Origin of the sequence: Tabrizicola thermarum, assembly GCF_003574395.1 — a bacterium.
Classification (GTDB): domain Bacteria; phylum Pseudomonadota; class Alphaproteobacteria; order Rhodobacterales; family Rhodobacteraceae; genus Tabrizicola; species Tabrizicola thermarum.
Genome location: NZ_KZ984537.1, coordinates 19,827 through 45,961 on the forward strand (window position 1 = coordinate 19,827; position 26,135 = coordinate 45,961).

The window sequence follows — 26,135 nt, forward strand, 5'->3', positions numbered from 1 at the left end:
TGTTACCAAATCATGAATGCCCACAGCCAAACCCTTGATTTCATTGACGCCCAGAAACGCGCCGCGCGCGGTTCTACTTCACGGCCCCCGCCGCCATGCCCTTGATGATGAACCGCTCCAGCACGACTCCGATCACGATCAGGGGCAGGATCGCCGCGAAGGACAGCGCCGCCATCGACCACCAGTTGATCCCCTGCGACCCGGTCTGGCTGGCCACCATCACCGGCAGGGTATTGGCGTGGGTCGAGGTCAGGAGGGCGGCGAAGAAATACTCGTTCCAGGTGAGCACCAGCGACAGGATGAAGGCCGCCACCATGCCGGGCAGGGCGATGGGCACGATGATCGTCAGGAACGCCCCCCAGATCGACAGCCCGTCCACCAGCGCGGCTTCCTCCAGCTCGGTCGGGATGGTCTCGAACTGGTCCTTCATGATCCAGATGACGATGGGCAGGACCGAGAGGGTGTAGAGAAGGATCAGCCCGATCCGGGTGTCGAGAAGCGCCAGCTCCTTGTAAAGGACCAGGAAGGGCAGGGCGAGCACGACGGGCGGCAGGATCAGCTGCGACAGGAAGAAGAACAGGATGTCGTCGTTTTTCATCCAGCCGAACCTGTAGCGGAACCGCGACAACCCATAGGCCGCCATCGTCCCCAGCACGACCGCCAGCGTCGAGGCCGTCAGCGAGACGATGGCCGAATTGCCGAACCGCTTCAGGAACTCGGCCCGGACGGTGCTTTCCTGTTGCAGGGTCTGGGGCGACAGGCCGATGGATTCCCAGCCCTTCCATTTCGGCGCGTAGAACAGCTTCTTTGCCCAGTCGCCCTCGGGCGTCCAGTCGGCGGGCCAGGGGATCATCTGGCCCTGCATCACGTTCGCGGCCAGCTTGAAGCTGGTCGTCGCGGTCCAGTAGATCGGGAACAGGCAGATCACCGCCCAGAAGACAAGAACGCCGTAGATCGCGACCCGGCTGGCCCACCACTTCATGCGGAAGCCGCGGTCGGTGTCGCTGTCGCGGAAGATCTGGACGGGGGTGTCGGTCATCTGTCCCTCAGGTCCGGGGTTTCGTCAGGCGGTTGGCGAGCTTCATCAGCACCGTCATCGCGATGACGATCAGCACCAGATAGACCATCGCCAGCATGGTGCCGTAGCCCACGTTCGACCGTTCCCGGTATTCGCGGAAGATGAAGCTGGTGACAGTGTCCGTCGCGCCCCCCGGCCCGCCCGAAGTGACCGTGATGACGATGTCGGCCAGCTTCAGCTTGAAGATGATGCGGATCAGGATCGCGGTCACGGACACCGGCAGCATCAGCGGGAAGGTGATCTCCCAGAAACTTTTCCAGCCCGTCGCGCCGTCGACCTTGCTGGCTTCCTGCAGTTCCTTCGGGATGGCCTGCAGGCCCGCCAGCAGCATGATCATCATGAAGGGGATGAAGGTCCAGGCGTCCAGCACCATGATGGTCAGCTTGGCCATCCAGGGGGACTCGAAGAAACTCGGGTTCTCGACGCCGAGGCTGCGGGCGAGGCGCGCCAGCGGGCCGAAGCGGGGTTCCAGCATCGACTTGCCGATCATCCAGGACACCGCGACCGGCGACAGCATCAGCGGCATCAGGAAGGCCACGCGCCAGAACTTGCGCGCGCGGATCTGGCCCGCAAGGATAAGCGCCAGGCCGAAGGCAATGGCATATTCCACCACGATCGCCAGCACATAGATCACCATGTTGCCCAGTGCATTCCAGTAGAACGGGTCGTGCCACATCTGCACCAGATTCGCGGTGCCGTTGAACTGGCGGCCGGAAAGGCTGGAGAGGTTCCAGTTGGAAAAGGCGATGACCAGCCCGAACAACAGCGGGAAAACGGTCAGCGAGACGACGAACAGTGCCGCGGGCAGGACGAAGAGCGTGCGCTTGCCCTGTTCGCCGCGCGTGATGACCTGCGCCCAGCAGAGCGCGGTGGCCCAGAGGCAATAGGCGTAAAGCGTCGGGCGCCAGTTGGTGAAACCGAAGTCGCTCCAGCCCATCTGCTGCGCGGTCTGCGCCAGCGCCACAAGCGCCATGAGGCCCGCCGACCCCCAGACAAGCATCCGGCCCAGGCGTCGGCGGCTGTCCGAGATGTCGTCGCTGGTCACGACGTGAAGTTGATCGTTGCCGCTCACCTGCCTGCCTCTGCCCCTGGCGATGAAAGGCGCGCGGGTTCGCCCCGCGCGCCCCGGTGTTCACGGGTCGGGATCACATTCCCAGACTGGCCTTGTAGAGCTTGATCTGGTTCTCGCGGCCGATCTGGTCGGTGATCTTTTCCCATGCGGCGGCGATGGCGTCCGCGGTTTCCTGCGCCGACTTGTACTGCCCGGCAAAGCCCTTGGCCAACTCGTCCTCGGCCACCGAGTAGTACTGGAAGATCCCCGGGATCCGCGGCTCGATCGCGGCGTTCGGGTGGTTGTAGCTGTCGGCGTTCGACCCGAGGTAATCCTCGATGAAGGCCCGGTCATAGCCCGCCGCTTCCCATTCGTCGAAGTTGAAGTGCGAGTTGCGGTAGGGCTGGAAGCCGGACGGATAGGCCGCCGTCCACAGCGAGATGTCCTTGCCGCCCAGATGCGCCGCAGCCGACCAGGCGGCCTTGCGCTTCTTCTCGTCGCCGGAGACGCGGCTGGTCACATAGATGCCCCAGCCGATGTAGGCCATGACAGGCGCTTCGTTCGCGGTTTCCTCCCAGGCGCCGGCGGCCGAGTTGTAGCGGCGGGTCGAGCCGGGGTTGATCCCGAAGCCCACCACGTCGCCCACGACCGAGGTGTCCGAGGTCCGGGCCGATGACCCCACGTCGCCCCACCACATCAGCATCGAGCCCGTGCCCGCAAGGAACTGGCTGAAGGCCGTGGTGCCGGGGTCGGCATTGATCTGGTCCGCCGGATAGGCGTTGGCGGCGATCAGGTCCATCACGTCCTGGAAGGCCTGCACCCAGCCGGGGTTGTTGACGCGCGGCTTCATCGTCTCGGGGTCGAACAGCCAGGCCCGGTCGTCGGGATGTTTCACATAGGCCGCAGCACGGTTGCAGACGAAGTAGAAACCGAATCCTCCCCAGCCCTTCAGCGGGTCAAGATAGCCATAGGCCGGCAGCCCGGTCAGCGGATCGGTCTTGCCGATCAGCGCCTTCGAGACCTCGTTGACCTCTTGCCAGGTCTTCGGCACCTCGGCCCCGCCGATGGCACCCTCGCCGAAATAATCCTTGCGGTAGGCGAAGGTGTGGCAGTCGCCGTCGATGGTGACGCGGTAGGTCTTGCCCTCCCAGGTCCCCACGGGGGGTTGCAGGTAGCCCACAAGGTCGTCCGCCTCGATCTGGGTCTTCACCCAATCGGGCATCTCGTCCAGAAGGCCCTTCGACGCAGTGTCGCCCTCGAAGGGCGCGCCCATCTCGATGATGTCGAAATCGACGGTGCCTGTGGCGATCGACTGCTGGAGGCGGCTGTTGTAGTCGGCCTGCGCCAGGTCGATCCAGTTGATCTTGGCGCCGGTATAGGCCTCCCAGGGTTTCAGGAAGCCGCGGAACAGGAAATTGTGCAGGTTCTGGTTGTTCAGGCCAAGGAACGTCAGCTCCACCCCCGCGAATTCGCCTTGGGCCACGCTGGCCTTGGTGGCGCCGAGGCACATCTCGCCGACCTTCTGCCAGTCGGCATCGGTGGGCGAGCCCATGCCTACGCCCGGGATCTTCAGGATCTCGGCGCGCAGGTTGTCCTGGGCGCTGGCCATGCGCGCGGTCAGCGGCATCGCCGCCATCGCGCCCAACGCCGCCGAGCCCTGCAACATCCGGCGACGGCTGAGCCGCGACCGGGACATCATCTCGTAAAGTTCGACCTTCAAGGTAGCTCCTCCCTCTGGAACGTGCCCGCTGCCGGTATCCGGTCGCGGCCTGGTGTCTGGTTGTCGTTGGTGCAGCATCAGCCCGCCTGCGGCCCGGCTCCCCCCGGAACCGCGCAGCGGCCACTGAACGGTCGGGGTCTCCCTCTCCCCAGTTTCGCAGCGGACAACTGGCAGCTTCGCAAGGCGACAGGGACCTGTCAAGATTCTAACATGTTAGTATGGTCAGCGGATGGACAGACCCGGCATGACTGGGTTACCACTTGTCGCGGGAAACAGGGGAGGGCGCGCTTGGCCGAGGTGACGATCCGCGCGTTGCGCAAGACTTATGGCGGCTTGCAGGTCATCCACGGGCTGGATCTGGACATACCGGACGGGGCCTTTGTCGTGCTGGTCGGGCCGTCGGGCTGCGGAAAGTCCACCCTGTTGCGGATGATCGCGGGGCTGGAGGAAGTCACGGCGGGCGACATCCTGATCGGCGCGCGACGGGTGAACAACCTGCCCCCGTCCGAGCGTGACATCGCCATGGTGTTCCAGAACTACGCGCTTTACCCGCACAAGACCGTGGGCGCGAACATGGGCTTTGCGCTGAAGATGCGCGGAATGGACAAGGCGGCGATTCGGGCAAAGGTCGAACGCGCGGCCGAGATTCTGGGGCTGACCCCCTACCTCGACCGTTATCCCCGCGCGCTGTCTGGCGGTCAGCGCCAGCGCGTGGCGATGGGCCGGGCCATCGTGCGCGACCCGCAGGTGTTCCTGTTCGACGAACCGCTGTCGAACCTCGACGCCAAGCTGCGCGTCCAGATGCGCACCGAGATCAAGGAGCTGCACCAGCGGCTGAAGACGACCACGGTCTATGTCACGCACGACCAGATCGAGGCGATGACGATGGCCGACCGGATCGTCGTGATGCAGGGCGGCCGGATCGAGCAGGTCGGCGCGCCGCTGGAACTGTACGACCGCCCGGCGAACACCTTCGTCGCGGCCTTCATCGGCAGCCCGTCGATGAACCTGCTGGACGGCCGAATTGCGGGCGGGCGGGTGGAGGTTGCAGGGGCCAGCCTGCCCCTGCCTCCGGGGGTGGCCGCCGAGGAGGGCCGCGAGGTGGTCTACGGCATCCGGCCCGAGCATCTGGCCGAGGCGGCGCAGGGCCTGACCGGCACGGTGGCCGTGGTCGAACCGACGGGGTCGGAAACCCATGTCGTCGTCCGCCTTCCGGGCCGCGAGGTCACGGCGGTTTTCCGGAACCGGGTAAGTTTCGGGCCGGGGGCCACGATCACACTGGCGCCCGACGCCGCCGTGGCGCATCTATTCGACAGGGCCTCGGGCCGGCGGCTGTAAGGGGGGAGAGATGCTGAAAGGAATAGACAACCGGCTGAACGCCGAGGTGCTGGCCACCTTGCGCGCGATGGGCCACGGCGACGTGCTGATCGTTGCGGACACCAATTTTCCGTCGGATTCGGTTGCGCGGGCCACGGTGACGGGCAAGCTTCTGCGGATGGAGAACCTGACCTGCGCCGAGGCGGTGAACGCGATCCTGTCGGTCCTGCCGCTTGACACCTTCGTCGCGGATTTCGCGGGCCGGATGGAGGTCGTCGGCGCGCCGGACGAGATTCCGCCCGTGCAAAGGGAGGTCCAGGCCGAGATCGACCGCGCCGAGGGCCGTCCGCGCCCGATGATCGGGATCGAACGCTTTGCCTTCTACGACATGGCGCGCAAATCCTATGCCGTGATCCAGACCGGCGAGCGCCGCTTCTACGGCTGCTTCATGTTCCGCAAGGGCGTGATCCCACCGGAGGCGTGACATGAAACCCATCGTGATCCTTGGCATCTTCGTCGCCGACACCGCCTATCGCGCCGAACGTCAGCCGAAGATGGGCGAGACCATCCTCGGTACGTCCTTCGTCCTGGGGCCGGGGGGCAAGGGCTCGAACCAGTCCGTCGCGGCGGCGATGGCGGGGGGCCGCGTGCATTTCATCACGCGCCTGGGCGACGATGCCTTTGCCGACATCGCGCGGGCGACCTGGGCCAGGGCTGGCGTCGTGCCCGAGGTCAAGGTGGATGCCGAAAGCTATACGGGTGCCGCCTATATCTTCATCGAGAACGCCACTGGCAACAATGCGATCATCGTCTCGCCCGGGGCGGCGGGGCGGGTTTCGGTCGAGGATGTCGAGGAGGAGGCCGATCTGATCCGGTCCGCCGCGATCTTCGTCACCCAGCTGGAACAGCCGATCCCGGCAGCATTGCGCGCGTTGCAGATCGCGCGCGCGGCGGGCGTGACCACGATCCTGAACCCGGCCCCTGCGGCCAGCCTGCCGGACGAGATGCTGGCGCTTTGCGACTATGTCACCCCGAACGAATCCGAAGCCGAGGCGCTGACAGGTCTGCCGGTGACCTCGGTCGACGAGGCGAAGGCGGCAGCGGCGGCGCTGCTGGCGCGGGGCGTGGGCGCGGTGGTCATCACGCTGGGCGACAAGGGCGCGCTGTATCATGACGCAGCCCGCACCGTGCATGTCCCGGTGATCTCGGCCGGGCCTGTGGTGGAAACCACGGGCGCGGGCGATGCCTTCAACGGCGGCTTTGCCGTGGCGCTGGCCGAGGGGAAGGATGTGATCGACGCGGTGCGCTTTGGCTGCGCGACGGCAGGGATTTCCGTCACCCGGCCGGGCACCGCGCCCTCGATGCCCGCTCGGGCGGAAATCGACGCGCTCCTGACGCGGTGATCGGCCGGGCAAGCAAATGGCCCGGAGGGTGAAGCCCCCGGGCCGTCTTCATCAGCGGAAGGGGGTCAGTTGGTCAGCAGGTAATAGCTGTTCCGCGACCCGCCCGTGTTCTGCACCGTGACGTAGAAATAGCCGTCCCAGGCCGGAGTCCAGTCGCAGTAGAGCTTGTCCGACCAGCTGACATCGTAGCAGATGACGTTGCCGTTCTCGTCCGTCACCGCAACGTCCAGGTTGGCATCGCCGTCGCCGACCACGGCCACCTCGGCATAGGAATTGCCGTAGTAGGGAATTTCCCAGACATCGGTCTGGCCGGCAGGCAGGCGCGACAGCCATTCGACCGCCCCACCGATCCGCCCGCGCGAGCCCTCGGCCATCGCGTCCTCGATCAGGCCCAGCACCGCCTCGTCATCGGCGGCAAGCTCCTTGGCCTTGGCGAACATCGTCTCGGCGGTGACGGGCGCTTCGGCGGCACCCTCGTCATCCGAGGTGGCGGAGAAGAAGGTGGCCTTGGCCACCGCGCGCGGGGTGCCGTCGTTCATCATCGGCGCGGGGGCGGCGGGGGCTGCAGCGGGGGCTGCCTTCTTCGCGAAGGTTGCCTGATCCCCTTCGGCGAAGGCGATCTTCGCGGGGTCGAGAGCGGCAGGCTCGGCCGGTTTCAGTTCGACCGAGGCCGCCAGCTTGGCCGCGGCCAGCACCGTCAGCGCATCGCCCTGCGCTGCACCAAAGGCGTAAAGGTCCTGTGAAAGCCCCATGGTCGCGGCCCCGCCCATCGCAGCATCAGCCGCAGGGGAGCCCAGGTTCGGGCCGGTCTTGTCCTGTGCGACGGCAGGCAGGGTCAACGCGGCAATCGCGGTCGTGGCAATCAGAAGGGCAAATGTCCTGGGTGTCATGGCGAATCCTGGGGTTTCACCGTCCCGGCATAGAACGTGACGGGCCGATCCTTGCAGACCTTTCCCGGGTTGAGAAGATGTCTTGATGTGACAAATGCCGTCACCTCAGCTTCCGACCAGCTGGTAGCTGTTCAGCACCTCGCCATGGTTGCGGATCCTGACGCTGAAAAAGCCGTTGCGCGCGGGGGTGAACCGGCACAGCGCCGGGGTGGTCCCGGGCGGCAGGGCGCAGACGATGTTGCCGCTGTCATCCGTGACCGTCAGGTCCAGCGTCGTGTCGCCGTCGCCGATCAGGCCAAGCTCGGCCGCGACGTCGCCGAACAGGGCGATACGCCAGGTGTCGGCCTGTCCTCCGGCAAGATCGGACATCGCTTTTATCGCGGTGGGCAGTCGTCCGTGGGGCCGCTGCGCGTCGAGGTCGTAGACGATGTCCTGCAGGGCGTAATCCTCTCCGGCAAGGGCCTGGGCGATGGCCAGCACCTGCGGCGAGGCGGGGTCGGGGGCTGCGGCCCGTCCGACGACCTGATCGGCGGCGGGCTTGCCCTCGGTCGTCTTCGCCCAGCCGGTCGGCTGTCGCACCGTGACCGAGCGGGCCAGACGGATCGCGGCAAGCAGCAGGATGGTGTCGCCTTGCTGCATGGCCGCCTGATAGGTCTGCTGCGCCAGCACGATCCGCCCGGCTGCCCCGTCGGTCCCCGATCGGGTCGGCGCCACATTGGCCGGGTCGGCCGCGGAAGGGCTCGCGGTTGCAAGAAGGGCGGCCAGGATCGGGGCGGCAAGGCGCATGGGGCGGTGTTCGGCGGGCATGGGCGGAGTCTTGCAAAGCCTGCGTCCGGCGACAAGGGCGCAACGCCGTCAACGGGTGCTTTCCGGGCCTTCGATTTCGCGCTAGCAGGGACAGGAGGAGAGACCGACATGCGCGAGATACTGGACCGGCTTCTGGCCTTCGACACGGTCAGCCACCGGCCGAACATGGCCCTGATGGACCATGTCCGGGGCTTGCTGGAGGCGGCGGGGATGACCGTGACTCTGGTGCCGGATGCGGCAGGGGGGAAGGCCAACCTCTTCGCCTCGACCGGCCCCGAGGGCGTTCCGGGGGTGATGCTGTCGGGGCATACCGATGTGGTGCCGGTCGAAGGGCAGGCCTGGACGGTGCCGCCCTTCGCTCTGACCGAGGCAGACGGGCGCTATTACGGGCGCGGGGCGGCGGACATGAAGGGGTTCGTCGCCTGCGCCGTCGAGGCGATGCTGCTGGCCGCCCGCCGTCCGCTGACGGTGCCGCTGCATCTCGCGCTGTCCTATGACGAGGAGATCGGCTGCATGGGGGTGCGGTCGCTGATCGACCTTCTCGCGGCGGCCCCGGTGAAGCCTCGGTTCTGCATCGTGGGGGAACCGACAGGGATGCAGGTCGCCACCGGGCACAAGGGAAAGGTCGCGCTGCGGGCGACCTGCCGGGGGCGGGAGGGACATTCGGCGCTGGCCCCGCTGGCGCTGAACGCGCTGCATCTGGCCGGGGATTTCCTGGCGGCGGTGCGGCGGGTGCAGGCCGAGGTGGCGGCAACCGGGCAGCGGGATGGGGACTATGATGTGCCTTACTCGACGCTGCATGTGGGGAAGATGCAGGGGGGCGTGCAGGTCAACATCGTGCCGAACCATGCGACGCTGGATTTCGAGATCCGGTCGCTGGCCGGGGAGGATGTGGCGGGGCTGATCCGGCGGCTGGAGGCCGAGGCGGAGGCGATCGTGGCACCCTTGCGGGGGGAGTTCCCGGAGGCGGCCATCGTGGTGGAGCGGCTGTGGGACTATCCCGGCCTCGGGACGCCGACGGATGCCGAGGTGGTGCGGTTCGTGAAGGGGCTGACGGGGGCGAACGGGACGATGAAGGTCGCCTTCGGGACGGAAGGCGGGCTGTTCGATCAGCGGCTGGGGGTGCCCACCGTGATCTGCGGGCCGGGGTCGATGGCCCAGGGGCACAAGCCGGACGAGTGGGTCTCGGTCGAGCAGGTGGAGCGGTGCCGGGGGATGCTGGCGGCGCTGGTGGAGCGGCTGGAGTCGGGGTTCTGAGTGCCGCGCCGCGCGTGGTGCGGTTTTTCGAGTGTTGAAAATCAATGGGTTGGCTGTGGGCGTTAGGCATTTGTTTACCGATGCCCAAGCGCCATCCGTCCCACACCGCAGGCCCGATCCGGCGGGAAAGCGCCGGTTTCTCTGCGCCGCAGCAGATATATCCGGCGCGCGCCTTACAATCCGCCGGCGGCGCCCCATCTTTAAGGAAGCGGGCCATCCGTCCGCATAAAAGGACTTTCATGAACATTGTTGAAACGGCTGCCGGCAACCCGGCTTTCTCGACGCTTGTGACCGCGCTGACGGCGGCCAACCTGACCTCTGCCCTGGGCAGCACCGGACCCTTCACGGTCTTCGCCCCGTCGAACGACGCCTTCGCCAAGTTGCCCAAGGGCACCGTCGAAGACCTGGTCCTGCCCGCGAACAAGGACAAGCTGGTGGCGATCCTGAAGCTGCACGTCGTGTCCGGCAAGCACATGGCGTCGGAGTTCACCGGCAAGACCGCCGACATCGCCACGCTGGGCGGAGAGAAAGTCACCGTGACCGGCAAGGACGGGTCCGTCCACGTCGGCAAGGCCAAGGTCAGCTCGGCCGATCTGGGGGCCTCGAACGGGGTCATCCACGTCATCGACACCGTGATGATGCCCGCCTGACCAGCGGACAGCGAAGGTAACGAGTTCGGGGGCCGGTGGCCCCTTTTTTCATGCGGTTCGCAGGAAGAGTCGGGCCGAAGCCCGACCTACATCAGCGCCTTAAGCCGGTCGGCCTGCGCCTGGCCGATCCGGTAGTGGCCGGTGATCGGATAGGCGAAGAGGATGTCCTCTTCCTTCACGCCCGCGCCGATATTGTGCAGGATCAGGGGAATGCCCGTCGCGGTGCGACGATCCGAGACGATGCCGATATGGTCGAGGTTGCCGGGCAGCTTCCATGTCACGATGTCGCCGGGCAGGTAGGGCCTTGGGCCTTCGTCCAGCGGCAGCCCTGCCCCGATCCGGTCGAACAGCGTCTGGAGGTTCGGCACCCGCCGATGGTCGATGTTGCGATCGGGCCCGGCAAGGCCCCAAAGCGCGGGATAGGCCGAGAACGCCGCCTTCATGTCGCGGTTCACCGCCAGTTGCAGGTCGATTCCCCAGCCGTCGCGCAACGCGCGGATCACGACATCGGTGCAGACGCCCCGGTCGCGCGGGATGTCGCCGCCCGGAAACTCCAGCGCGGCATAGGCCGGGTCGTAGGTCAGCGTCACCCCCACCTGATCCCGCGCGGCGGCGGTCAGGCGCGAGGGTTCGGACCCCGCAAAGGCAGGGGCGGCAACCAGAAGCGACAGGATGAGGCACAGGAACCGCATGGCGCGAATCATGCCCTGTTCACAGCCCCGTGGGTAGTCAGGATTTTCCGTGATCCGCGCGGGCTGGCACCTTTCCGCCGGGGTCGGTAAGAGTTTCGTGATGGCCGTTACACTCACCTCTCTTGCCGATCTGGCGGCGCATGGCTTCGATGACATCATCGACGTCCGCGCGCCCGCGGAATATGCCGAGGATCATCTGCCCGGCGCGATCTCTCTGCCCGTGCTGGACGACGAGGAGCGCGCGCGGGTGGGGACGATCTACAAGCAGGTCTCTCCCTTCACCGCGCGCAAGATCGGCGCGGCGCTGGTGGCGAAGAATGCCTCCGCGCATCTTCAGGGGCCTCTGGCCGACAAGCCGGGGGGCTGGCGCCCGCTGGTCTATTGCTGGCGCGGCGGGCAGCGGTCGGGGTCGTTTGCGACGATCCTGTCCCAGATCGGCTGGCGGGTCGAGACGCTGTTGGGCGGCTACAAGGCCTGGCGCGGGCTGGTGGTGCGCGAGGTCTATGACACGCCGGTCCGCGCGCCGGTGGTGGTGCTGGACGGGAACACAGGCTCGGCCAAGACGGAGGTGCTGAACCTGTTGCCCGGCTTCGGGGTGCAGGTGATCGACCTCGAGGGGCTGGCACGGCATCGGGGGTCGCTGTTCGGGGCGCTGGGGGAGCAGCCGTCGCAGAAGGCCTTCGAGTCGGCGCTGGCGCTGGCCCTGGCCGGTCTGGACCCGTCGCGGCCCGTGGTGGTGGAGGCGGAAAGTTCGAAGATCGGCAATTGTCGTCTGCCGCCGGAGATCTGGAAGGCGATGGTCGCGGCCCCGCGGGTGGCGATTGCGGCCCCGCGGCCTGTGCGGGCGGAGTATCTGGCGCGGGCCTATGCCGATCTGACGGCGGACCCCGTGCGGCTGGCCGGGACGCTGGGTCTGCTGCGGCCCGTGCATCCGGGCGAGGTGATCGAGGGCTGGCTGGCGCTGGCGGCGACAGGGCAGCATGCGGCGCTGGCCGAGAGCCTGATGGAACGGCATTACGACCCCCGCTACGGCAAGCACCGGGCGCGGATGGCGGTGCCGGTGGCCGAGGTGGCAGCCGATGACCTGCGGCCCGAGGCCTTGCCGGGGCTGGCGGCCCGGGTGGCCGAGGCGGTGCGGGGCCTTACGCGCTGACGGTCAGGTGCGGCGGCCCCGCAGTGACGGTGCCGATGAGCGCGGCGTCATGGCCAGCGGCCTTGAGGGCGACCAGAAGCGTTTCGGCCTGATCGGACGGCACGGCGGCAAGCAGGCCCCCGGCGGTCTGCGGATCGCTCAGGAGGTCCACGCGCGGGTCCTGCGGGGCGGTCATCCGCCAGGAGACGGCGGCAAGGTTCGCCGGTTGCAAGGAGGATCCATGGCCCTGACGCGCAAGCTCCAGCACGCCGGGCATGAGGGGGATGTCTGTCAGCCGGAGGGTGGCGGCGGTCTGCGAGGCGTCGAGCAGTTCCAGAAGGTGCCCGGCAAGGCCGAAGCCGGTGACATCGGTCATGGCCGTGGCGTGGGGCGTCAGGATCGCGGCGGCCGACCCTTGCGCGCGGGTCATCTGCCCGATGCAGGCGGCCCAGACTTCTCCCATCAGCCGGCCGGGCGGCCGGGCGAGGGCCATCTCGGCGGCGAGGATGGTGCCGGAGCCGAGGGGCTTCGTCAGGATCAGCGCGTCGCCGGGGTTCGCGCCGCCCTTGCCGATGGTGCGGGTCGCGGTGCCGGTGACGGTGAAGCCGATGGTCAGCTCGGCTCCTTCGGTGGAATGGCCGCCCACGATGTCGGCCCCGGCTTCGCGGAAAGTGGCGGCGGCTTCGTCCATGATCTCGGCAAGCGTCCGGGTCTGGAGATCGGGGCCTAGCGGCGGGAGGGTGATCTGGGCGAGGGCGACCTGAGGGTCGGCCCCCATCGCCCAGACGTCTCCCATCGCGTGCAGGGCGGCGATGCGGGCCATGAGGCGCGGATCGTGGCTGAAGGCGCGGAGGTGGTCGGTGGTGAGCACCTGCGCTCCGGTCGGAGTGGCCAGGACAGCAGCGTCGTCGCCGGGGCCGGAGCGGACCTCGGGGCGCGCGGGGGCGGGAAGGGTGGCGAGGGCCTGCGCCAGGACGCCGGGGCCGAGTTTCGCGCCGCAGCCGCCACAGAGCGGGCGCCGGGCGAGGAGGGCGGCGAGGCCCTCGGTGGCCTCGGCCGGGGTCGCGGGTGCGGGCATCGCGGGGTAGGGGCCGAAGCGGTCCATGAACCGGCGGTCGATCCGGTCCTTCAGGCGCCAGAAGCGCGGGCCGCTGGCCGTCAGGCCCCATTTTTCCGCGATGGCCGACTGCTGCCCGAGAGACACGAGCTTCAGGTAGTCGGTCTGCGGGCGGAAGGGTTTCAGCGGTCTGCCGGTCAGCGCGGCGCGGAGGTTGTGGAACAGCACCGGCGCGGCGCGGACGGCGAAGACCCCGGCCTTGGGGCGGGGGTTTGCGGCAAGGGTGGCGCAGTCGCCGACGGCAAAGATCAGCGGATCGGAGCTGCGCAGGGTGGCGTCGGTGACCAGGAAGCCGTTCCGGTGGTCGAGACCGGTCCGGGCAAGCCAGGGGTGCGGGCGGGCTCCGGTCGCGGTCAGGGTGAAGTCGGAGGGGAGCGTCTCGCCGGTGGCAAGGGTGACGGCGGAGCGGGTGATCGCGGTGACCTCGGTGGCGAGGCGGAGGGTGATGCCGGCCTGCGCGAGGCGGCGGCGCAGGGTATTGCGCGCGGTGGGGGAGAACGTGGGCAGGAAGTCCGCAGCGCGGTCGATCAGGGTGACCCGGGCGCCTTGTCCAAGACGGTGGGCAGAGGCGAGGGCAAGTTCCACCCCGCCGAGGCCCGCGCCGAGAACAGTGATGCGCGGGGCGTCGGGGTGCCGGGCAACGAAGGCCTCCCAGGCCTGGGCATAGCGGCCAAGGGGCTTGGCGGCGACGGCGTGCTCGGCGGCCCCCGGCAGCGACGGCAGGTCGGAGGTGATGCCGATGTCGATGGCTGCAAGGTCGTAAGGCAGGGGCGGGCGGCTGGCGAGGTGGATCAGCCGGGCGTCGCGGTCGATGCCCGTCGCGCGGTCGAGGATCAGGCGGGCACCAGCGAACCGGGCGAGGCGGACGAGGTCGATCATCAGCTCCTCCCGCCGGTAGTGCCCGGCGATGAGGCCGGGGAGCATTCCCGTATAGGGCGCGGCGGGGTCGGGGTTGATGAGCGTGAGGCGGGTGCCGGGGAGCGGGTTCATCGCCCACATCCGCAGGACCAGCGCATGGGTGTGCCCTCCGCCGATGAGGACGAGGTCTTTGATCTGGGGGAAGGCTGGGGTCATCGGGCTCTCGCGGTCGTGCTGGGCGAGGCATAGCGGAAGGCGCGCGTCCGGGCCAGCGCCCATCAAGCGGCGCCGCAGTCGCGGCAAGTCTCTTGGGTCGCCTGCGCTGCCGTCGCCGCTGGTCTCCGCGGTGCTGGGGGAGCGGTTCGGCGGCTTTCCCGACCCCTGTGCGGGTGGAGGTCGTGGGAGCCTCCGGCGGGAGTATTTGTTGAAAAGAGCAAGCTGCGTTTCCTTTTTCTTTACCTTTTTCCGATCTTCTTTCGGGGCGGTACAGGGAGGAGTCCCGATGACCGCAAAAGGGCAAGTCGCCCCGGCGGCGTGGGAAGCTCTCCCTTCGCACTGTAGTGGTGCCGACCGCCGGGGTGCATTGCTTGCCCCGCATCGCCCTGGATTTGCTCTTTTTCCAAATACTCCCGCCGGAGGCGCCGACATCGGCCACCTGGCGCTGGCGCGTCAGGAGGGATCCGCGGATGCGCCGCCGAGCGGGCCCTCGACGGGCCCCGAGGTGGCCCCCCTTTTCAGGCAGCCTCCAGCCAGGGCCGGAGAAGCGCCATGGGATGCGCGCGGAGTGTCAGGCGCATGGCGACGTAGTCCTCGACCACGGCTTCGCCCATGGTCATTTCACGGAACTGCACGGCGGGTTCGGTGATCCCCTCGCCGTCCATGTCGGCGGCGAAGAGGGGGAGGGGCGACCCTTCGGCGAGCGCCTCGGCGGCCCAGAGCGCGTCGCGGCGGGCAAGGCCCAGGGCGGCGAAGGCGTCGGCTTCGGCGAGGCGCGTCAGGGTGGCGCGGCTGACCCCGGCGCGGCGCCAGACGTCCTGCACGGTCTGATAGCCGTTGCCGCGCGCGCCGGTGATCCAGCGGGCGTCCTCTTCCGCGATGCCCTTGATCTGCCGGAACCCAAGGCGCAGCGCCAGTTCGGGCGGCTGGCCGGGCCGGTCGAGCCATTCCATCCGGTTGTCCCAGTGGCTGGCGTTGATGCAGGGCGGCAGGACGGTCACGCCGTGTTCGCGCGCATCGCGGACGATCTGGGCGGGGGCGTAGAAGCCCATCGGTTGCGAGTTGAGGAGGGCGCAGGCGAAGATGCCGGGGTGGTGGCGCTTGATCCAGGCGCTGGCATAGACGAGGAGCGCGAAGCTCGCCGCATGGCTTTCGGGGAAGCCGTAGCTGCCGAAGCCTTCGATCTGGGCAAAGCAGCGTTTCGCGAAATCCTCGTCATAGCCGCGGGCCAGCATCCCGCCGATGAAACGGTCGTGGAATTCGCTGACCGATCCGTGTTTCTTGAACGTGGCAAGCGAGCGGCGCAGGCGGTCGGCTTCCTCGGGCGTGAAGCCCGCGCCGACGATGGCGATCTGCATGGCTTGTTCCTGAAAGAGCGGCACGCCGAGGGTTTTCCCCAGCACGCGGCCCAGTTCGTCCGAGGGGAAGCTGACCTGTTCCTGCCCGTTCCGGCGGCGCAGGAAGGGGTGGACCATGTCGCCCTGGATGGGCCCCGGGCGGATGATCGCGACCTGGATCACGAGGTCGTAGAAGCATTTCGGGCGCATCCGGGGCAGGAAGTTCATCTGGGCGCGGGATTCCACCTGAAAGACGCCAAGCGAGTCGGCCCGGCAGAGCATCCGGTAGGTCTCCGGGTCTTCCGGGGGCAGGGTTGCCAGGGTGAAGTGCTGGTGATGGTGTTGCTGGAGGAGGTCGAAGGCCTTGCGGATGCAGGACAGCATCCCGAGCGCCAGGATGTCGACCTTCAGGATCTTCAGCGTGTCGATGTCGTCCTTGTCCCAGGGGATGACGGTGCGGTCCTCCATCGTGGCGTTTTCCACCGGACACAGTTCGTCGAGGCGGCCTTCGGTGATGATGAAGCCGCCGACGTGCTGGCTCAGGTGCCGGGGGAAGCCCTGGATTTCGTCGATGAGCTGCATGGCCTGGCGGAGGCGGCGGTCGGCGGGGTCGAGGCCGATTTCCCTGAGCCGCGTCTCGGTCACGGCACCGGGGCCGCCCCAGCCCCAGATCTGGCTGGACATGGCGGCGAGGGTGTCCTCGCTGAGGCCCATGGCGCGGCCGACCTCGCGCACGGCGCGTTTGCCGCGGTAGTGGATGACCGTGGCGCAAAGGCCCGCGCGGTGGCGGCCGTATTTTTCGTAGATGTGCTGGATCACCTCTTCCCGGCGTTCGTGTTCGAAATCGACGTCGATGTCGGGAGGTTCGTTCCGCGCCTCGGAGATGAAGCGTTCGAAGACCATGGTGCCGATCTCGGGGGAGACGGAGGTGACGCCAAGCGCGTAGCAGACGACGGAATTGGCGGCCGAGCCGCGGCCCTGGCAGAGGATGCCGCGTTTGCGGGCGAAGTCCACGATGTCGTGGACGGTGAGGAAGTAGGGCTCGTACCGCAGCTTGGCGATGAGGGCGAGTTCGTGGGCCATCTGGGCACGGACCCTGTCGGGCGGGCCTTCGGGGTAGCGCCAGTTCAGGCCCGCCTCGGCCAGGCGGGCGAGGCGCTGGGCGGCGGTTTCGCCGCCGGTGACCTCGGAGGGGTATTGGTATTGCAGTTCGTCCAGCGAGAAGGCGGCGCGGGCGGCAACTTCCCCGGCGCGGTGGACCGCCGCCTCGTGCCCGGCGAAGAGGCGGAGCATTTCCGGTTCGGACCGCAGGCGGCCTTCGTTGTTCGGGAGCGCGCGGCGGCCGAGCTTGTCGACGGGGACGCCGAGGCGGATCGCGGTCAGGACATCGGCGAGGCGGCGGCGTCTGCCGTGGTGCAGGAAGGGCAGGCCGGTGGCCACGGTGGGGATGTTCAGCGTTTCGGCGAGGCGGGCGAGGTGCTGGAAGCGGGTCGCGTCCTGGCCGTCGTAGCGCGGGGCCATGGCGAGGGAGACCTGGCCGGGGAAGCGTTGGGCGAGGCTTCGGGCCTGGGCCTGCCAGAGTTTCGGGTCGGCGGTGGTGCCGGTTTCGGCCAGCGTCAGGCGCTGGTCGGGGGGGAGGAGGAGCATCTCCATCCCCTCGCCCCAGTCGAGGAGGTCTGTGAGGTGAAGCGTGCAGTCGCCCTTGGCGGCGCGGAGGCGGCCCTGGCTGAGGAGGCGGCAGAGGCGGCCCCAGGCGGCGCGGTCGCGGGGAAGGGTCGTGACCTGGACGCCATCGGTCAGGACGATGCGGGCGGCGGGGATCAGGCGGATCTTCGGGCCGCCGTCGCGGGCGAGTTCGCGTGCCCTGGTGTGGGCGCGGACGATGCCGGCGACGGAGTTCACGTCGGCGATGGCGAGGGCGGGCATGTCCATCTCGGCGGCGCGCAGGATCATCTCCTCGGGGTGGGAGGCCCCGGTGAGGAAGGTGAAGTTCGACAGCGCGGAGAGTTCGACGAAGGGCACGGGCGACTCGCATGGCGTGAACAAATGGGGAACATTTTGCCATGGGCGCGCCCGGCTGGCCAGCGGCTTCGCGGGGTGGGGCGGTTTGGAAATTGAGCGCCTTGCGGCGCAAGCCTTTGTCTCGCCTCTGGCGCAGGCGCCAACCGGCTCGGACGTGCCTCCGGCGGGGATATTTGCGGACAGATGAAAGCGTGACGGGGTTAGATCAGGCCTTCCTTGCGGAAGAGGGCCTTGAGGTCGGTCTCGGGGCGGGCGCCGAAGTGGGAGATCACCTCGGCGGCGGCGACGCAGCCCATGCGGCCTGCCGTGGCGAGCGACTGGCCGGTGGCGAGGCCGTAGAGGAAACCGGCGGCGAACTGGTCGCCTGCGCCGGTGGCATCCACGGGGACGACGCGGTGGACGGGGACCACGGCCTGTTCCTCGCCGCGCACGACGATCACGTCATGGCCGGAGCGGGTGCAGACCACGAGGCCCGCGTCGGCGGCGGCCTGTTCGAGGGCGGCGGAGAGGTCGGTCTGGTAGAGCGAGCACCATTCGTGTTCGTTGCCGATGACGTAGTCGAGCGACTTGACCAGGCGGCGGAAGTCGCCCCTGTGGCGATCGACGCAGAAGGGGTCGGAGAGCGCGATGCCGGCCTTGCCTCCGGCCTTGTGGCAAAGCTCCACCGCGCGTTCGAAGGCCTGTTTGCCCTTGGGCTTGTCGTAGAGGTAGCCTTCGAGGAACAGGATCTCGGCGTTGCCTGCCACGCTGTCGGACACGTCGTCGGGGCCGAGTTCGGAGGAGATGCCGAGGTAGGTGTTCATCGACCGCTCGCCATCGGGGGAGACGAAGATCATCGAGCGCGAGGTCGGGAGTTCGCCGCCGGGGACGGGGGGGTTGACGAAATCGGTGCCTTCCTCGGTCATGCTGCGGGCATAGAAGCGGCCGAGCGCGTCATCGTGGACGCGGCCGATGAAGGCGGTGGTGAGGCCGAGGTTGCCAAGGCCCGCCAGCGTGTTCGCCACCGACCCGCCGGGGGCCTGCTGGCGGTTCTGCATTGCGCCGTAGAGGAGTTCCCCGCGTTCGCGTTCGACGAGTTGCATGATGCCCTTCTGGATGCCCATCAGGTCCAGGAACGAGTCATCGGCGGTGGAGAAGACATCGACGATGGCATTGCCGATGCCGACGACCTGATAGGACTTCATGCGGTTTTTTCCTCGTAAAGGCACCAGTCCCGGATCGGGCAGATGCCGCATCCGGGTTTGCGCGCGGTGCAGATATACCGGCCGTGCAGGATAAGCCAGTGGTGGGCATGGGCCTGGTATTCCACCGGCACGTTGTCCTCGATCGCGCGCTCGACGGACAGTTCGTCACGGCCGGGGCAGATGCCGGTGCGGTTGCCGACCCGGAAGATATGGGTATCGACGGCCTGGGCGGGGTGGTGAAACCACATGTTCAGGACGACATTGGCGGTCTTGCGCCCCACCCCCGGCAGGGTCATCAGCGCCGCGCGGGAGGAGGGGACCTCGCCGCCGAAGGTCTCGATCAGGAGGCGGGAGAGCTTGATGACGTTCCTGGCCTTGTTGCGGTAAAGGCCGATGGTCCTGATGTGTTCGATGAGGCCGTCCTCGCCCAGGGCAAGCATCTTTTCCGGCGTGTCGGCGATCTGGAACAGCCTGCGCGTGGCCTTGTTCACGCCGACATCGGTCGCCTGGGCCGAAAGCGCCACGGCGACGAGGAGAGTGAAGGCGTTCACATGCTCAAGTTCGCCCTTCGGTTCGGGCTCGATCTCGGCGAAGCGGGCGAAGATCGCCTTCAGCGTGGCGTAGGGAAGCTGCGGGGTCATGGGCCCTATGCAGCACGAAAGGCGGGCCACGACAAGCCGCAGGAAACGGGTCGCGGGGCCGGCGGGGTGCGACTAGATTGCCAGGCCAAGGAGAACGCCATGACGGACCAATCCCCTTCCTACCACTATCAGGTGATCGGCCGCGCGTTGCAGGTGATCGACGCGGAAGGCCCCGCGCTGACGCTGGAGGCGCTGGCCCGGCGGATGAACATGAGCCCCGCGCATTTTCAGCGCGTCTTCAGCCAGTGGGTCGGGGTGAGCCCGAAACGGTATCAGCAATACCTGACGCTGGGCCATGCGCGGCGGCTGCTGGCCGAGCGCCACACGCTGCTTGGCACCGCGCTGGAGACGGGGCTGTCGGGCACGGGGCGTTTGCATGACCTGTTCCTGACCTGGGAGGCGATGAGCCCCGGCGACTATGCCAGGGGCGGCGCGGGGCTGACGATCCGCTGGGGCTGGTTCGAAAGCCCCTTCGGTCCCGCGCTGGTGATGGCCACCGAGAAGGGCATCTGCGGGATGGGCTTTGCCGATGAGGTGGGAGCCGAGGCGGCGTGGCAGGATCTGGCCCGGCGCTGGCCGAGGGCGGACTACCTGGAGGACCGCGCGGCGATCCTTCCCCTGGTCGAGGCAGCCTTCGGCGGGCGGGCGACGCCCCTGCACCTGATCGGCGCTCCGTTCCAGATCAAGGTGTGGGAGGCGCTGCTGGCGATCCCCACGGGCCATGTCACCACCTATGCCGACATCGCCAGCGCGATCGGCCACCCGCAGGCGCATCGGGCGGTGGGGACGGCGGTGGGGCGGAACCCGATCTCGTTCCTGATCCCCTGCCACCGGGCGCTGCGGCGCGACGGGGGGCTGGGCGGCTATCACTGGGGCCTGCCGCGCAAGCGCGCCATGCTGGCCTGGGAGGCCGCGCGCACAGAGTTGTGAATGCGCGGAACCCTGCCGACGGCGCAGGGAACCGGCAGCCTCTCGACGGCGTTGATGTATTGTGGCACGGGTCTGAGAGCAGGCCCACCAATGGGCGCACTATCGAGGCGAGAGCAAACATGATGATGAAGACCCCCCTTTTCCTGGCCGTGGCCGGCGCGCTGACCCTGACTGCCTGCGTCGATCCCAACGCCTATCCCGATGACCCGAACGCCCGCCAGCGCAGCGGCGCGATCATCGGCGGCCTCACCGGCGCCGTCGCGGGTGCGGCGGTGTCCTCGGGGGACGACAAGCTGAAGGGTGCCCTGATCGGCGGCGTGCTGGGCGCGGGCACGGGAGCGATCATCGGCGCCGACCTTGACCGGCAGGCGGCCGAGTTGCGGGGTTCGCTGAACTCCAACATCTCGGTGACGAACACGGGCGAATACCTGATCGTGAACATGCCGCAGGACCTGCTGTTCGCCGTGGACAGCGCTTCGGTCCGCCCGGACCTGCGCCGCGACCTGAACACGGTCGCCTCCAGCCTGCTGAAATATCCCAACAGCCGGATCGAGGTGATCGGCCACACCGACAACACCGGCTCGGCCGCCTACAACCAGGACCTGTCGCAGCGTCGCGCCGTGTCGGTGGCTTCGATCCTGCGCGAAAGCGGTGTGCCGGGCAGCCGCATCGCGGCCTACGGTCGCGGCGAGGATCAGCCGATCGCGTCGAACCTGACGCCGGAGGGCCGCGCCCAGAACCGCCGGGTCGAGATCATCATCCGCCCGACGCGCTGATCGCTTCTGCGCAGACGTCAGAAAGGGGTCAGCCCGGGCTGGCCCCTTTTTCGTTGTGATCCTGGCAAAATCGGTCATATTTTCGGACCAATAGACAGGGCCCGCCATGCCGTTCCAGAAAGTCACTCCCGAAAAGCTGTCCAGCACGGTCGTTCGCCAGATCGAACAGCTGATCCTGCGAGGTATCCTGCGCCCGGGGGAACGGCTGCCCTCGGAACGCGACCTGGCAGAGAGGATGGATGTCTCGCGCCCCAGCCTGCGCGAAGCCATTGCCGATCTGGCCCAGCGGGGGCTTCTGGTCAGCCGGGCGGGGTCCGGGATATTCGTGGCCGATGTGCTGGGGTCGGCCTTTTCGCCCGCTCTGGTCGAGTTGTTTGCGACGCATGACGAGGCGGTGTTCGACTACATCGGCTTTCGCCGCGACATCGAGGGGCTGGCCGCGGAACGGGCGGCGACCTTCGGCACCGAGACCGATCTGAGGCTGATCGACACGATCTTCGGCAAGATGGAGGCGGCGCATCAGAAGCGCGACCCCTCGGACGAGGCGCAGCTGGATGCCGAGTTCCACATGGCGATCATCGAGGCGAGCCACAACGTCGTCATGCTGCACATGCTGCGGTCGATGTTCGACCTGCTGCGGCAGGGGGTGTTCTACAATCGGCAGATGATGTTCAGGAACCGGATGACGCGGGACCAGCTTATGGACCAGCACCGGGCGATCAACACGGCGATCCAGTCGCGTGATGCGGTGGCGGCGCGGGCGGCGGTCGCGGCGCATATGGACTATGTGGAGCAGGCCTACCACGACCAGATGCGCGCCGAGAAGCACGAACGCATCGCGCGCCAGCGCCTGGAGCACGAGTCGAGCCGGTAGGGCGGCCCGCAGCAGCCTTCTGCCATCCTTTTCCGGCCGAGTTGCATCAGCCCATGCCCAAGGGCATATAGGGCGTGATCCGAAAAGGAAGCGCCATGCAGTATCTCGAATTCGAAAAGCCGCTCGCCGATATCGAAGGCAAGGCAGAAGAGCTTCGCGCGATGGCCAAGACGGGCGGCGGCGTGGACATGTCGAAAGAGGCCGAGGCGCTGGACCGCAAGGCCGAAGCGGCGCTGCGCGATCTCTACAAGTCGCTGACCCCCTGGCAGAAATGCCAGGTGGCCCGTCACCCGGAGCGGCCGCATTGCCTGGACTATGTCAATCAGCTGTTCACCGAGTTCACCTTGCTGGCCGGCGACCGGGCCTTTGCCGATGACCATGCGGTGGTCGGGGGCCTTGCCCGGTTCAACGACCGGCCGGTCATGGTGATCGGCCACGAGAAGGGCAACGACACCAAAAGCCGCATCCAGCGCAATTTCGGCATGGCGCGGCCGGAAGGCTATCGCAAGGCGATCCGGCTGATGGACCTGGCCGACCGCTTTCGCCTGCCCGTCATCACGCTGATCGACACCGCAGGGGCCTATCCCGGCAAGGGTGCCGAAGAACGTGGTCAGGCCGAGGCCATCGCGCGGTCCACCGAGAAATGCCTGTCGATCGGCGTGCCGCTGGTCAGCGTGGTGATCGGCGAGGGCGGCTCGGGCGGCGCGGTGGCCCTGGCCACGGCGAACCGGGTGGCGATGCTGGAACATTCGATCTATTCCGTCATCTCGCCCGAGGGCTGTGCCAGCATCCTGTGGAAGGATGCCGAAAAGATGCGCGAGGCGGCCGAGGCATTGCGGCTGACGGCGCAGGACCTGCAAAAGCTGGGCATCATCGACCGGATCGTGAAAGAGCCCGTCGGCGGGGCGCAGCGCGCGCCGAAAGAGGCGATCGAGGCGGTCGGCAAGGCGATCGAGGCGATGCTGGGCGAGCTGTCCGGCAAGAAGCCCGAGACGCTGATCCGGGAGCGGCGGCAGAAATTCCTGGACATGGGGTCGAAGGGGCTGGCGGCTTGAAGCGCTGGCTGCTGGCTGTCGTCGCGGGGGTTCTGTCCACCGCAGCGACGGCGGGCACCCTGGAGGGGCGTCTGGTGACCTTCACGGTCGAGACCTGGGACGACCGGGCGGCCCCTCTGTTGGTCGCGCGTGGCCGGACGGTGGTCGTCGGTCAGGGCACCGAGTTCGGGCTGGGGCCCGAGGGGTTCACCGGCGGGCTTGACGTGGTGCCGGTCGCGGTGGAGATCGCGCCGAACCGGATCGAGCTGAGCTATCCCAAGGGGATCGGGCGGTTCCATGAGGCCCGGTTCAACGGCTATGTGCTGCGGTTCGAGACCGATTGCGCGCTGTTTCAGAGGGTGGCGGTGGACCCGGCGGGGACGACGATGAAGGTCACCGAGGTCTGGGCCGAGACCGGCGCGCTGTATATCAACGTGTCGGGTCTGGGCTATGGGCCGAAGGCGAGGCTGGCGCTGGATGTCGAGGTCGCGGACTGCCCGTTGAGCTGAGGCGTCGTTTCGGGCCGGGCTTCCTGTCGCGGGGCAGGCAGCGATGCGGGACGACGCCCCCCGGAAGCGGTTCCACCACATCCTGCGGGCCGGAGTCGGGCGGGCGTGGCGCGACTGGCGATGCGAAGCGCCTGCCGTCAGGGAGGAATTCATACCCTCCGAACCTCGCCCGGGATACTGGCAGAAGGGAAATGCAGGTCGCTTTGCGGCCATCAGGCCCCGGCTCTTGCGCCTTTGTGCGTCAGGTGCGGAACCCGGCCTCGGCCATCAGGCGGTTCGAGTTGGTTTCGACTTCGGCTTCAAGGCGGGCCATGAAGTCCTGCACCTTGAGGCCGGGAGCGATGGGGGGCAGGAACTCCACCACGGCCAGCCCCGGTTTGCGCAGGATGCCGCGCTTGGGCCAGAAGATGCCCACATTGGTGGCGACGGGATAGCACGGCTGTCCGAGTTGTTCGTAAAGCAGTCCGGTGCCGACCTTGTAGGGCTTGCTCGTGCCCGGGGCGACGCGGGTGCCTTGCGGGTAGATGATGAGCTGGCCGGGCTCGGCGGCGCCTTTCGCGACATCGGCCTTCATCCTGCCGATGGCCGCGCCTCGCTTGCCGCGGTCCACGGGGACGCAGCCGATGCGCAGCGCGTATTGGCCAAGGAAGGGCGCATACATCAGTTCGCGCTTCATGATGAACTTGGCGGCGGGGACCGCGTTGAAGATCAGGATGATGTCGAGAAAGCTCTGATGCTTGGCGGCGATGATGCATTCTCCGGTGGGGGGCGTGCCGCGCACCTCGGATCTCAGGCCGCAGAGAACGCGGAGCGAGACGATAACCCAGCGGCAGAAGGTCTTGCAGGCGACCCGCGCGCCGCGCCGCGAGAACAGCGCCCAGGGGGCGAAGAGGACCGCCAGCACGGCCATCGCCAGATACATCTGGACGATGAAGATCAGGGACAGGAGCCAGCGGATCGGGGTCATGTCAGTTCCCGCAGTTTCTGGAAGGCGGCGCGGCGGGTGGCGAGGAAGGCCACCATAGCCGCCACGGGAGGCAGCGCAAAGGGCAAGAGCCAGCCCGTGCCGGAAAAGCCGAGGCCGGTGAGAAAGCCCCCGGCGGCATCGGCGGCGGGCAGGGCGGCGACGCCCAGCAGACCGGCCGCAGCGCCCACCGCAGCCCCGGCGAGGGTGCGCAGCGTGAAGCGGCGGACGAAGGCGCGGGCGATGTAGCTGTCCTTGGCGCCGACGAGGCGGAGGACGCGGATCACCTCGGCATTGGTGGCAAGGGCCGCGCGGGCGGCGAGCGTGATCATCGCGGCCATGGCTGCACCGATCAGCACGATGGAGAGGGCCCCGAGCAGACGGATGCGGCTTGCGGCCTCGGCCAGGGGGCGGCGCCAGCGGGTGTGGTCGTCCAGGATCGCTCCGGGGGCTTCGGCGGCAAGGCGCTGTTTCAGGCCCTCGGCATCGTAGGGCGGGTCGGCCTCGACAACCTCGATCAGGCGGGGGATCGGCAGGGTCTCGACCGGGAGGCCCGGGCCGAACCAGGGTTCGAGCAGGGCCCGCATCTCGGCATCGTCGATCAGCCGGTAACTGGCGATGCCCGGGGTGGTGGCCAGCGCGGCCAGGATCGCGTCGGTCTGGATCTGCACCTGTTCGACCGGAGCCGAGAGGCGGATGGTCGAGGTCCTTGCCAGCGCCTCGGACCAGCGGTTGGCCAGGCGGCCGGAGGCGAGCGAGAGGGCCAGGGCGAAGACGCAGAGGAAGGTCATCGCCCCTGCGGTGAAGGTTGTCAGCCAGGCGGTGGGGCCGGAGGGGGGGACAACCTCCAGCGCCCGGGTCGCGGGACTGGCGGGTTTGGCGGCGGGGGGTCTCACAGGTCGGCCCCCGCAAGCTGGACGCGGTGCCTGGCGATGCGCAGCACGCGGGCCTGGATCTGCGCCTTGGCCTGGCGGATGAGGTTGAGGTCGTGGGTGGCCACGAGGATGGTCTTGCCCATCTTGTTCAACTCCACCAGCAGGGTGAGGATGCGGAGCGACATCTCCCAATCCACGTTGCCGGTGGGTTCGTCCGCAAGGATCACGTCGGGGTCGACGATCACGGCGCGGGCCAGGGCTGCGCGCTGGCGTTCGCCGCCCGACAGCTGCGGGGGCAGCGCATCGGCAAGGTGCTTCAGCCCGACCCAGGCGAGAAGGTCGTCAAGGTCCTGGGGCGAGCTTTCGCGGTCGGACACGGTGAAGGGCAGCGCCATGTTGGCGGCCAGCGTCATGTGGTCGAGGAACTTGCAGTCCTGATGCACGATGCCGATGCGGCGGCGGGTGCGGGCAACATCGTCGCGCGACAGGCTTTTCACGTCGCGGTCGAACAGGATGACGCGGCCCGAGGTTGCCGTAAGTTCGGCATAGGCGAGCTTCAGGAAGGTCGATTTGCCTGCCCCGGACGGGCCGGTCAGGAAGTGGAACGATCCCGGTGCCAGCTTCAGCGAGACGTCCGACAGCAGGTCTCCCCCGCCGTAAGTGTAGGCCACGTTCTCGAAAGTGATCACGTTGTTCCCCTGCCGCAGTTCCGGGATGTCGGCCCTGTGCCCGCCCCTGTCAGTGCGCTTTCCATCGCACAGGCGCAAACGATTGCACAAGAGCACGCGACAAGGCCTTGGA

24 protein-coding genes are annotated in these 26,135 nt (G+C 68.0%); 11 read left to right on the plus strand and 13 right to left on the minus strand.

The features are described 5' to 3' along the window. Nucleotides 1-73: 73 nt before the first annotated feature. From D5084_RS02145 to D5084_RS02155, 3 genes are all read right to left on the minus strand, one after another. Nucleotides 74-1,039: a carbohydrate ABC transporter permease gene (locus D5084_RS02145; protein ID WP_128513867.1), complete on the minus strand. Its 966-nt coding sequence runs from the start codon at nucleotides 1,037-1,039 to the stop codon at nucleotides 74-76. 7 nt (nucleotides 1,040-1,046) lie between these two features. Beyond that, a complete protein-coding gene (locus D5084_RS02150; protein WP_238382496.1) occupies nucleotides 1,047-2,150 on the minus strand; it encodes a carbohydrate ABC transporter permease in 1,104 nt (367 codons plus the stop codon). A 73-nt stretch (nucleotides 2,151-2,223) separates the two neighbouring features. Next, nucleotides 2,224-3,849, minus strand: coding sequence for an extracellular solute-binding protein (locus D5084_RS02155; protein WP_128513868.1), 1,626 nt, complete (start codon nucleotides 3,847-3,849; stop codon nucleotides 2,224-2,226). Between the two features lie 288 nt (nucleotides 3,850-4,137). Here D5084_RS02155 and D5084_RS02160 point away from each other — a divergent pair, with 288 nt between their 5' ends. Genes D5084_RS02160 through rbsK form a run of 3 tightly spaced genes read left to right on the plus strand, consistent with a single transcriptional unit; the run spans nucleotide 4,138 to nucleotide 6,569 of the window. Further along, entirely contained in the window at nucleotides 4,138-5,187 is a 1,050-nt protein-coding gene (locus D5084_RS02160) for an ABC transporter ATP-binding protein (RefSeq protein WP_128513869.1), read from the plus strand. A 10-nt stretch (nucleotides 5,188-5,197) separates the two neighbouring features. Further along, on the plus strand, nucleotides 5,198-5,650 hold the full coding sequence (locus D5084_RS02165; protein ID WP_128513870.1) for an RbsD/FucU family protein: 453 nt from the start codon (nucleotides 5,198-5,200) through the stop codon (nucleotides 5,648-5,650). A gap of 1 nt (nucleotide 5,651) precedes the next feature. Further along, on the plus strand, nucleotides 5,652-6,569 hold the full coding sequence (rbsK, locus tag D5084_RS02170; protein WP_128513871.1) for a ribokinase: 918 nt from the start codon (nucleotides 5,652-5,654) through the stop codon (nucleotides 6,567-6,569). A 65-nt stretch (nucleotides 6,570-6,634) separates the two neighbouring features. On the opposite strand, the gene D5084_RS02175 is transcribed toward rbsK, so the two are convergent. Both D5084_RS02175 and D5084_RS02180 read right to left on the minus strand, forming a co-directional pair. Further along, the gene (locus D5084_RS02175) at nucleotides 6,635-7,459 is read right to left on the minus strand and encodes a hypothetical protein (protein ID WP_128513872.1); all 825 of its coding nucleotides are present in this window, start codon (nucleotides 7,457-7,459) and stop codon (nucleotides 6,635-6,637) included. A gap of 105 nt (nucleotides 7,460-7,564) precedes the next feature. Further along, nucleotides 7,565-8,266 (minus strand): hypothetical protein, encoded by a 702-nt coding sequence (locus tag D5084_RS02180; protein WP_128513873.1) that lies wholly within the window; start codon nucleotides 8,264-8,266, stop codon nucleotides 7,565-7,567. A gap of 108 nt (nucleotides 8,267-8,374) precedes the next feature. Here D5084_RS02180 and argE point away from each other — a divergent pair, with 108 nt between their 5' ends. Further along, nucleotides 8,375-9,523 (plus strand): acetylornithine deacetylase, encoded by a 1,149-nt coding sequence (gene argE / locus D5084_RS02185; protein ID WP_128513874.1) that lies wholly within the window; start codon nucleotides 8,375-8,377, stop codon nucleotides 9,521-9,523. Nucleotides 9,524-9,762: 239 nt separating this feature from the next. Next, the gene (locus D5084_RS02190) at nucleotides 9,763-10,173 is read left to right on the plus strand and encodes a fasciclin domain-containing protein (RefSeq protein WP_128513875.1); all 411 of its coding nucleotides are present in this window, start codon (nucleotides 9,763-9,765) and stop codon (nucleotides 10,171-10,173) included. Between the two features lie 86 nt (nucleotides 10,174-10,259). On the opposite strand, the gene D5084_RS02195 is transcribed toward D5084_RS02190, so the two are convergent. Beyond that, the gene (locus tag D5084_RS02195) at nucleotides 10,260-10,877 is read right to left on the minus strand and encodes a DUF1287 domain-containing protein (protein ID WP_202910022.1); all 618 of its coding nucleotides are present in this window, start codon (nucleotides 10,875-10,877) and stop codon (nucleotides 10,260-10,262) included. Between the two features lie 88 nt (nucleotides 10,878-10,965). On the opposite strand from D5084_RS02195, the gene mnmH reads away from it, so the two are divergent. Beyond that, complete coding sequence (mnmH, locus tag D5084_RS02200) at nucleotides 10,966-12,018, plus strand: tRNA 2-selenouridine(34) synthase MnmH (protein WP_128513994.1); 1,053 nt, start codon at nucleotides 10,966-10,968, stop codon at nucleotides 12,016-12,018. Here mnmH and selD read toward each other — a convergent pair. The 4 genes from selD to nth form a co-directional block, all read right to left on the minus strand. Continuing rightward, nucleotides 12,008-14,188, minus strand: a complete 2,181-nt coding sequence (gene selD / locus D5084_RS02205) for a selenide, water dikinase SelD (protein WP_128513876.1) — start codon at nucleotides 14,186-14,188, stop codon at nucleotides 12,008-12,010. The two genes, mnmH and selD, sit on opposite strands and share 11 nt — an antisense overlap. A gap of 518 nt (nucleotides 14,189-14,706) precedes the next feature. Then, a complete protein-coding gene (locus tag D5084_RS02210) occupies nucleotides 14,707-17,547 on the minus strand; it encodes an error-prone DNA polymerase (RefSeq protein WP_128513877.1) in 2,841 nt (946 codons plus the stop codon). Between the two features lie 200 nt (nucleotides 17,548-17,747). After that, nucleotides 17,748-18,731: an adenosine kinase gene (locus D5084_RS02215; protein WP_128513878.1), complete on the minus strand. Its 984-nt coding sequence runs from the start codon at nucleotides 18,729-18,731 to the stop codon at nucleotides 17,748-17,750. Continuing rightward, a complete protein-coding gene (nth, locus tag D5084_RS02220) occupies nucleotides 18,728-19,372 on the minus strand; it encodes an endonuclease III (RefSeq protein ID WP_128513879.1) in 645 nt (214 codons plus the stop codon). The genes D5084_RS02215 and nth overlap by 4 nt, the downstream gene beginning before the upstream one ends. Nucleotides 19,373-19,471: 99 nt before the next feature. On the opposite strand from nth, the gene D5084_RS02225 reads away from it, so the two are divergent. The 5 genes from D5084_RS02225 to D5084_RS02245 all read left to right on the plus strand — a co-directional run bounded on the left by D5084_RS02225 (nucleotide 19,472) and on the right by D5084_RS02245 (nucleotide 23,495). Further along, entirely contained in the window at nucleotides 19,472-20,302 is an 831-nt protein-coding gene (locus tag D5084_RS02225; protein ID WP_128513880.1) for a methylated-DNA--[protein]-cysteine S-methyltransferase, read from the plus strand. A 119-nt stretch (nucleotides 20,303-20,421) separates the two neighbouring features. Beyond that, nucleotides 20,422-21,078 (plus strand): YiaD family glycine zipper/OmpA-like lipoprotein, encoded by a 657-nt coding sequence (locus D5084_RS02230; RefSeq protein ID WP_128513881.1) that lies wholly within the window; start codon nucleotides 20,422-20,424, stop codon nucleotides 21,076-21,078. Nucleotides 21,079-21,184: 106 nt separating this feature from the next. Further along, nucleotides 21,185-21,952, plus strand: a complete 768-nt coding sequence (locus D5084_RS02235) for an FCD domain-containing protein (RefSeq protein WP_128513882.1) — start codon at nucleotides 21,185-21,187, stop codon at nucleotides 21,950-21,952. A 95-nt stretch (nucleotides 21,953-22,047) separates the two neighbouring features. Beyond that, nucleotides 22,048-23,007, plus strand: a complete 960-nt coding sequence (locus D5084_RS02240) for an acetyl-CoA carboxylase carboxyltransferase subunit alpha (protein ID WP_128513883.1) — start codon at nucleotides 22,048-22,050, stop codon at nucleotides 23,005-23,007. Then, complete coding sequence (locus tag D5084_RS02245) at nucleotides 23,004-23,495, plus strand: hypothetical protein (RefSeq protein ID WP_128513884.1); 492 nt, start codon at nucleotides 23,004-23,006, stop codon at nucleotides 23,493-23,495. Before D5084_RS02240 ends, D5084_RS02245 begins: the two co-directional genes overlap by 4 nt. 241 nt (nucleotides 23,496-23,736) lie before the next feature. On the opposite strand, the gene D5084_RS02250 is transcribed toward D5084_RS02245, so the two are convergent. Genes D5084_RS02250 through D5084_RS02260 form a run of 3 tightly spaced genes read right to left on the minus strand, consistent with a single transcriptional unit; the run spans nucleotide 23,737 to nucleotide 26,023 of the window. Next, nucleotides 23,737-24,462: a lysophospholipid acyltransferase family protein gene (locus D5084_RS02250; RefSeq protein ID WP_128513885.1), complete on the minus strand. Its 726-nt coding sequence runs from the start codon at nucleotides 24,460-24,462 to the stop codon at nucleotides 23,737-23,739. Then, nucleotides 24,459-25,355, minus strand: coding sequence for a cell division protein FtsX (locus tag D5084_RS02255; protein WP_128513886.1), 897 nt, complete (start codon nucleotides 25,353-25,355; stop codon nucleotides 24,459-24,461). The genes D5084_RS02250 and D5084_RS02255 overlap by 4 nt, the downstream gene beginning before the upstream one ends. Beyond that, complete coding sequence (locus tag D5084_RS02260) at nucleotides 25,352-26,023, minus strand: cell division ATP-binding protein FtsE (RefSeq protein ID WP_128513887.1); 672 nt, start codon at nucleotides 26,021-26,023, stop codon at nucleotides 25,352-25,354. Before D5084_RS02260 ends, D5084_RS02255 begins: the two co-directional genes overlap by 4 nt. Nucleotides 26,024-26,135 lie beyond the last annotated feature (112 nt).

Coding starts and splice junctions, on each gene's coding strand:
- D5084_RS02145 (WP_128513867.1), bottom strand. CDS start 1,039: ATGACCGACACCCCCGTCCAGATCTTCCGCGACAGCGACACCGACCGC.
- D5084_RS02165 (WP_128513870.1), top strand. CDS start 5,198: ATGCTGAAAGGAATAGACAACCGGCTGAACGCCGAGGTGCTGGCCACC.
- rbsK (WP_128513871.1), top strand. CDS start 5,652: ATGAAACCCATCGTGATCCTTGGCATCTTCGTCGCCGACACCGCCTAT.
- D5084_RS02175 (WP_128513872.1), bottom strand. CDS start 7,459: ATGACACCCAGGACATTTGCCCTTCTGATTGCCACGACCGCGATTGCC.
- D5084_RS02180 (WP_128513873.1), bottom strand. CDS start 8,266: ATGCCCGCCGAACACCGCCCCATGCGCCTTGCCGCCCCGATCCTGGCC.
- argE (WP_128513874.1), top strand. CDS start 8,375: ATGCGCGAGATACTGGACCGGCTTCTGGCCTTCGACACGGTCAGCCAC.
- D5084_RS02190 (WP_128513875.1), top strand. CDS start 9,763: ATGAACATTGTTGAAACGGCTGCCGGCAACCCGGCTTTCTCGACGCTT.
- D5084_RS02195 (WP_202910022.1), bottom strand. CDS start 10,877: ATGATTCGCGCCATGCGGTTCCTGTGCCTCATCCTGTCGCTTCTGGTT.
- mnmH (WP_128513994.1), top strand. CDS start 10,966: ATGGCCGTTACACTCACCTCTCTTGCCGATCTGGCGGCGCATGGCTTC.
- selD (WP_128513876.1), bottom strand. CDS start 14,188: ATGACCCCAGCCTTCCCCCAGATCAAAGACCTCGTCCTCATCGGCGGA.
- D5084_RS02215 (WP_128513878.1), bottom strand. CDS start 18,731: ATGAAGTCCTATCAGGTCGTCGGCATCGGCAATGCCATCGTCGATGTC.
- nth (WP_128513879.1), bottom strand. CDS start 19,372: ATGACCCCGCAGCTTCCCTACGCCACGCTGAAGGCGATCTTCGCCCGC.
- D5084_RS02225 (WP_128513880.1), top strand. CDS start 19,472: ATGACGGACCAATCCCCTTCCTACCACTATCAGGTGATCGGCCGCGCG.
- D5084_RS02230 (WP_128513881.1), top strand. CDS start 20,422: ATGATGATGAAGACCCCCCTTTTCCTGGCCGTGGCCGGCGCGCTGACC.
- D5084_RS02235 (WP_128513882.1), top strand. CDS start 21,185: ATGCCGTTCCAGAAAGTCACTCCCGAAAAGCTGTCCAGCACGGTCGTT.
- D5084_RS02240 (WP_128513883.1), top strand. CDS start 22,048: ATGCAGTATCTCGAATTCGAAAAGCCGCTCGCCGATATCGAAGGCAAG.
- D5084_RS02250 (WP_128513885.1), bottom strand. CDS start 24,462: ATGACCCCGATCCGCTGGCTCCTGTCCCTGATCTTCATCGTCCAGATG.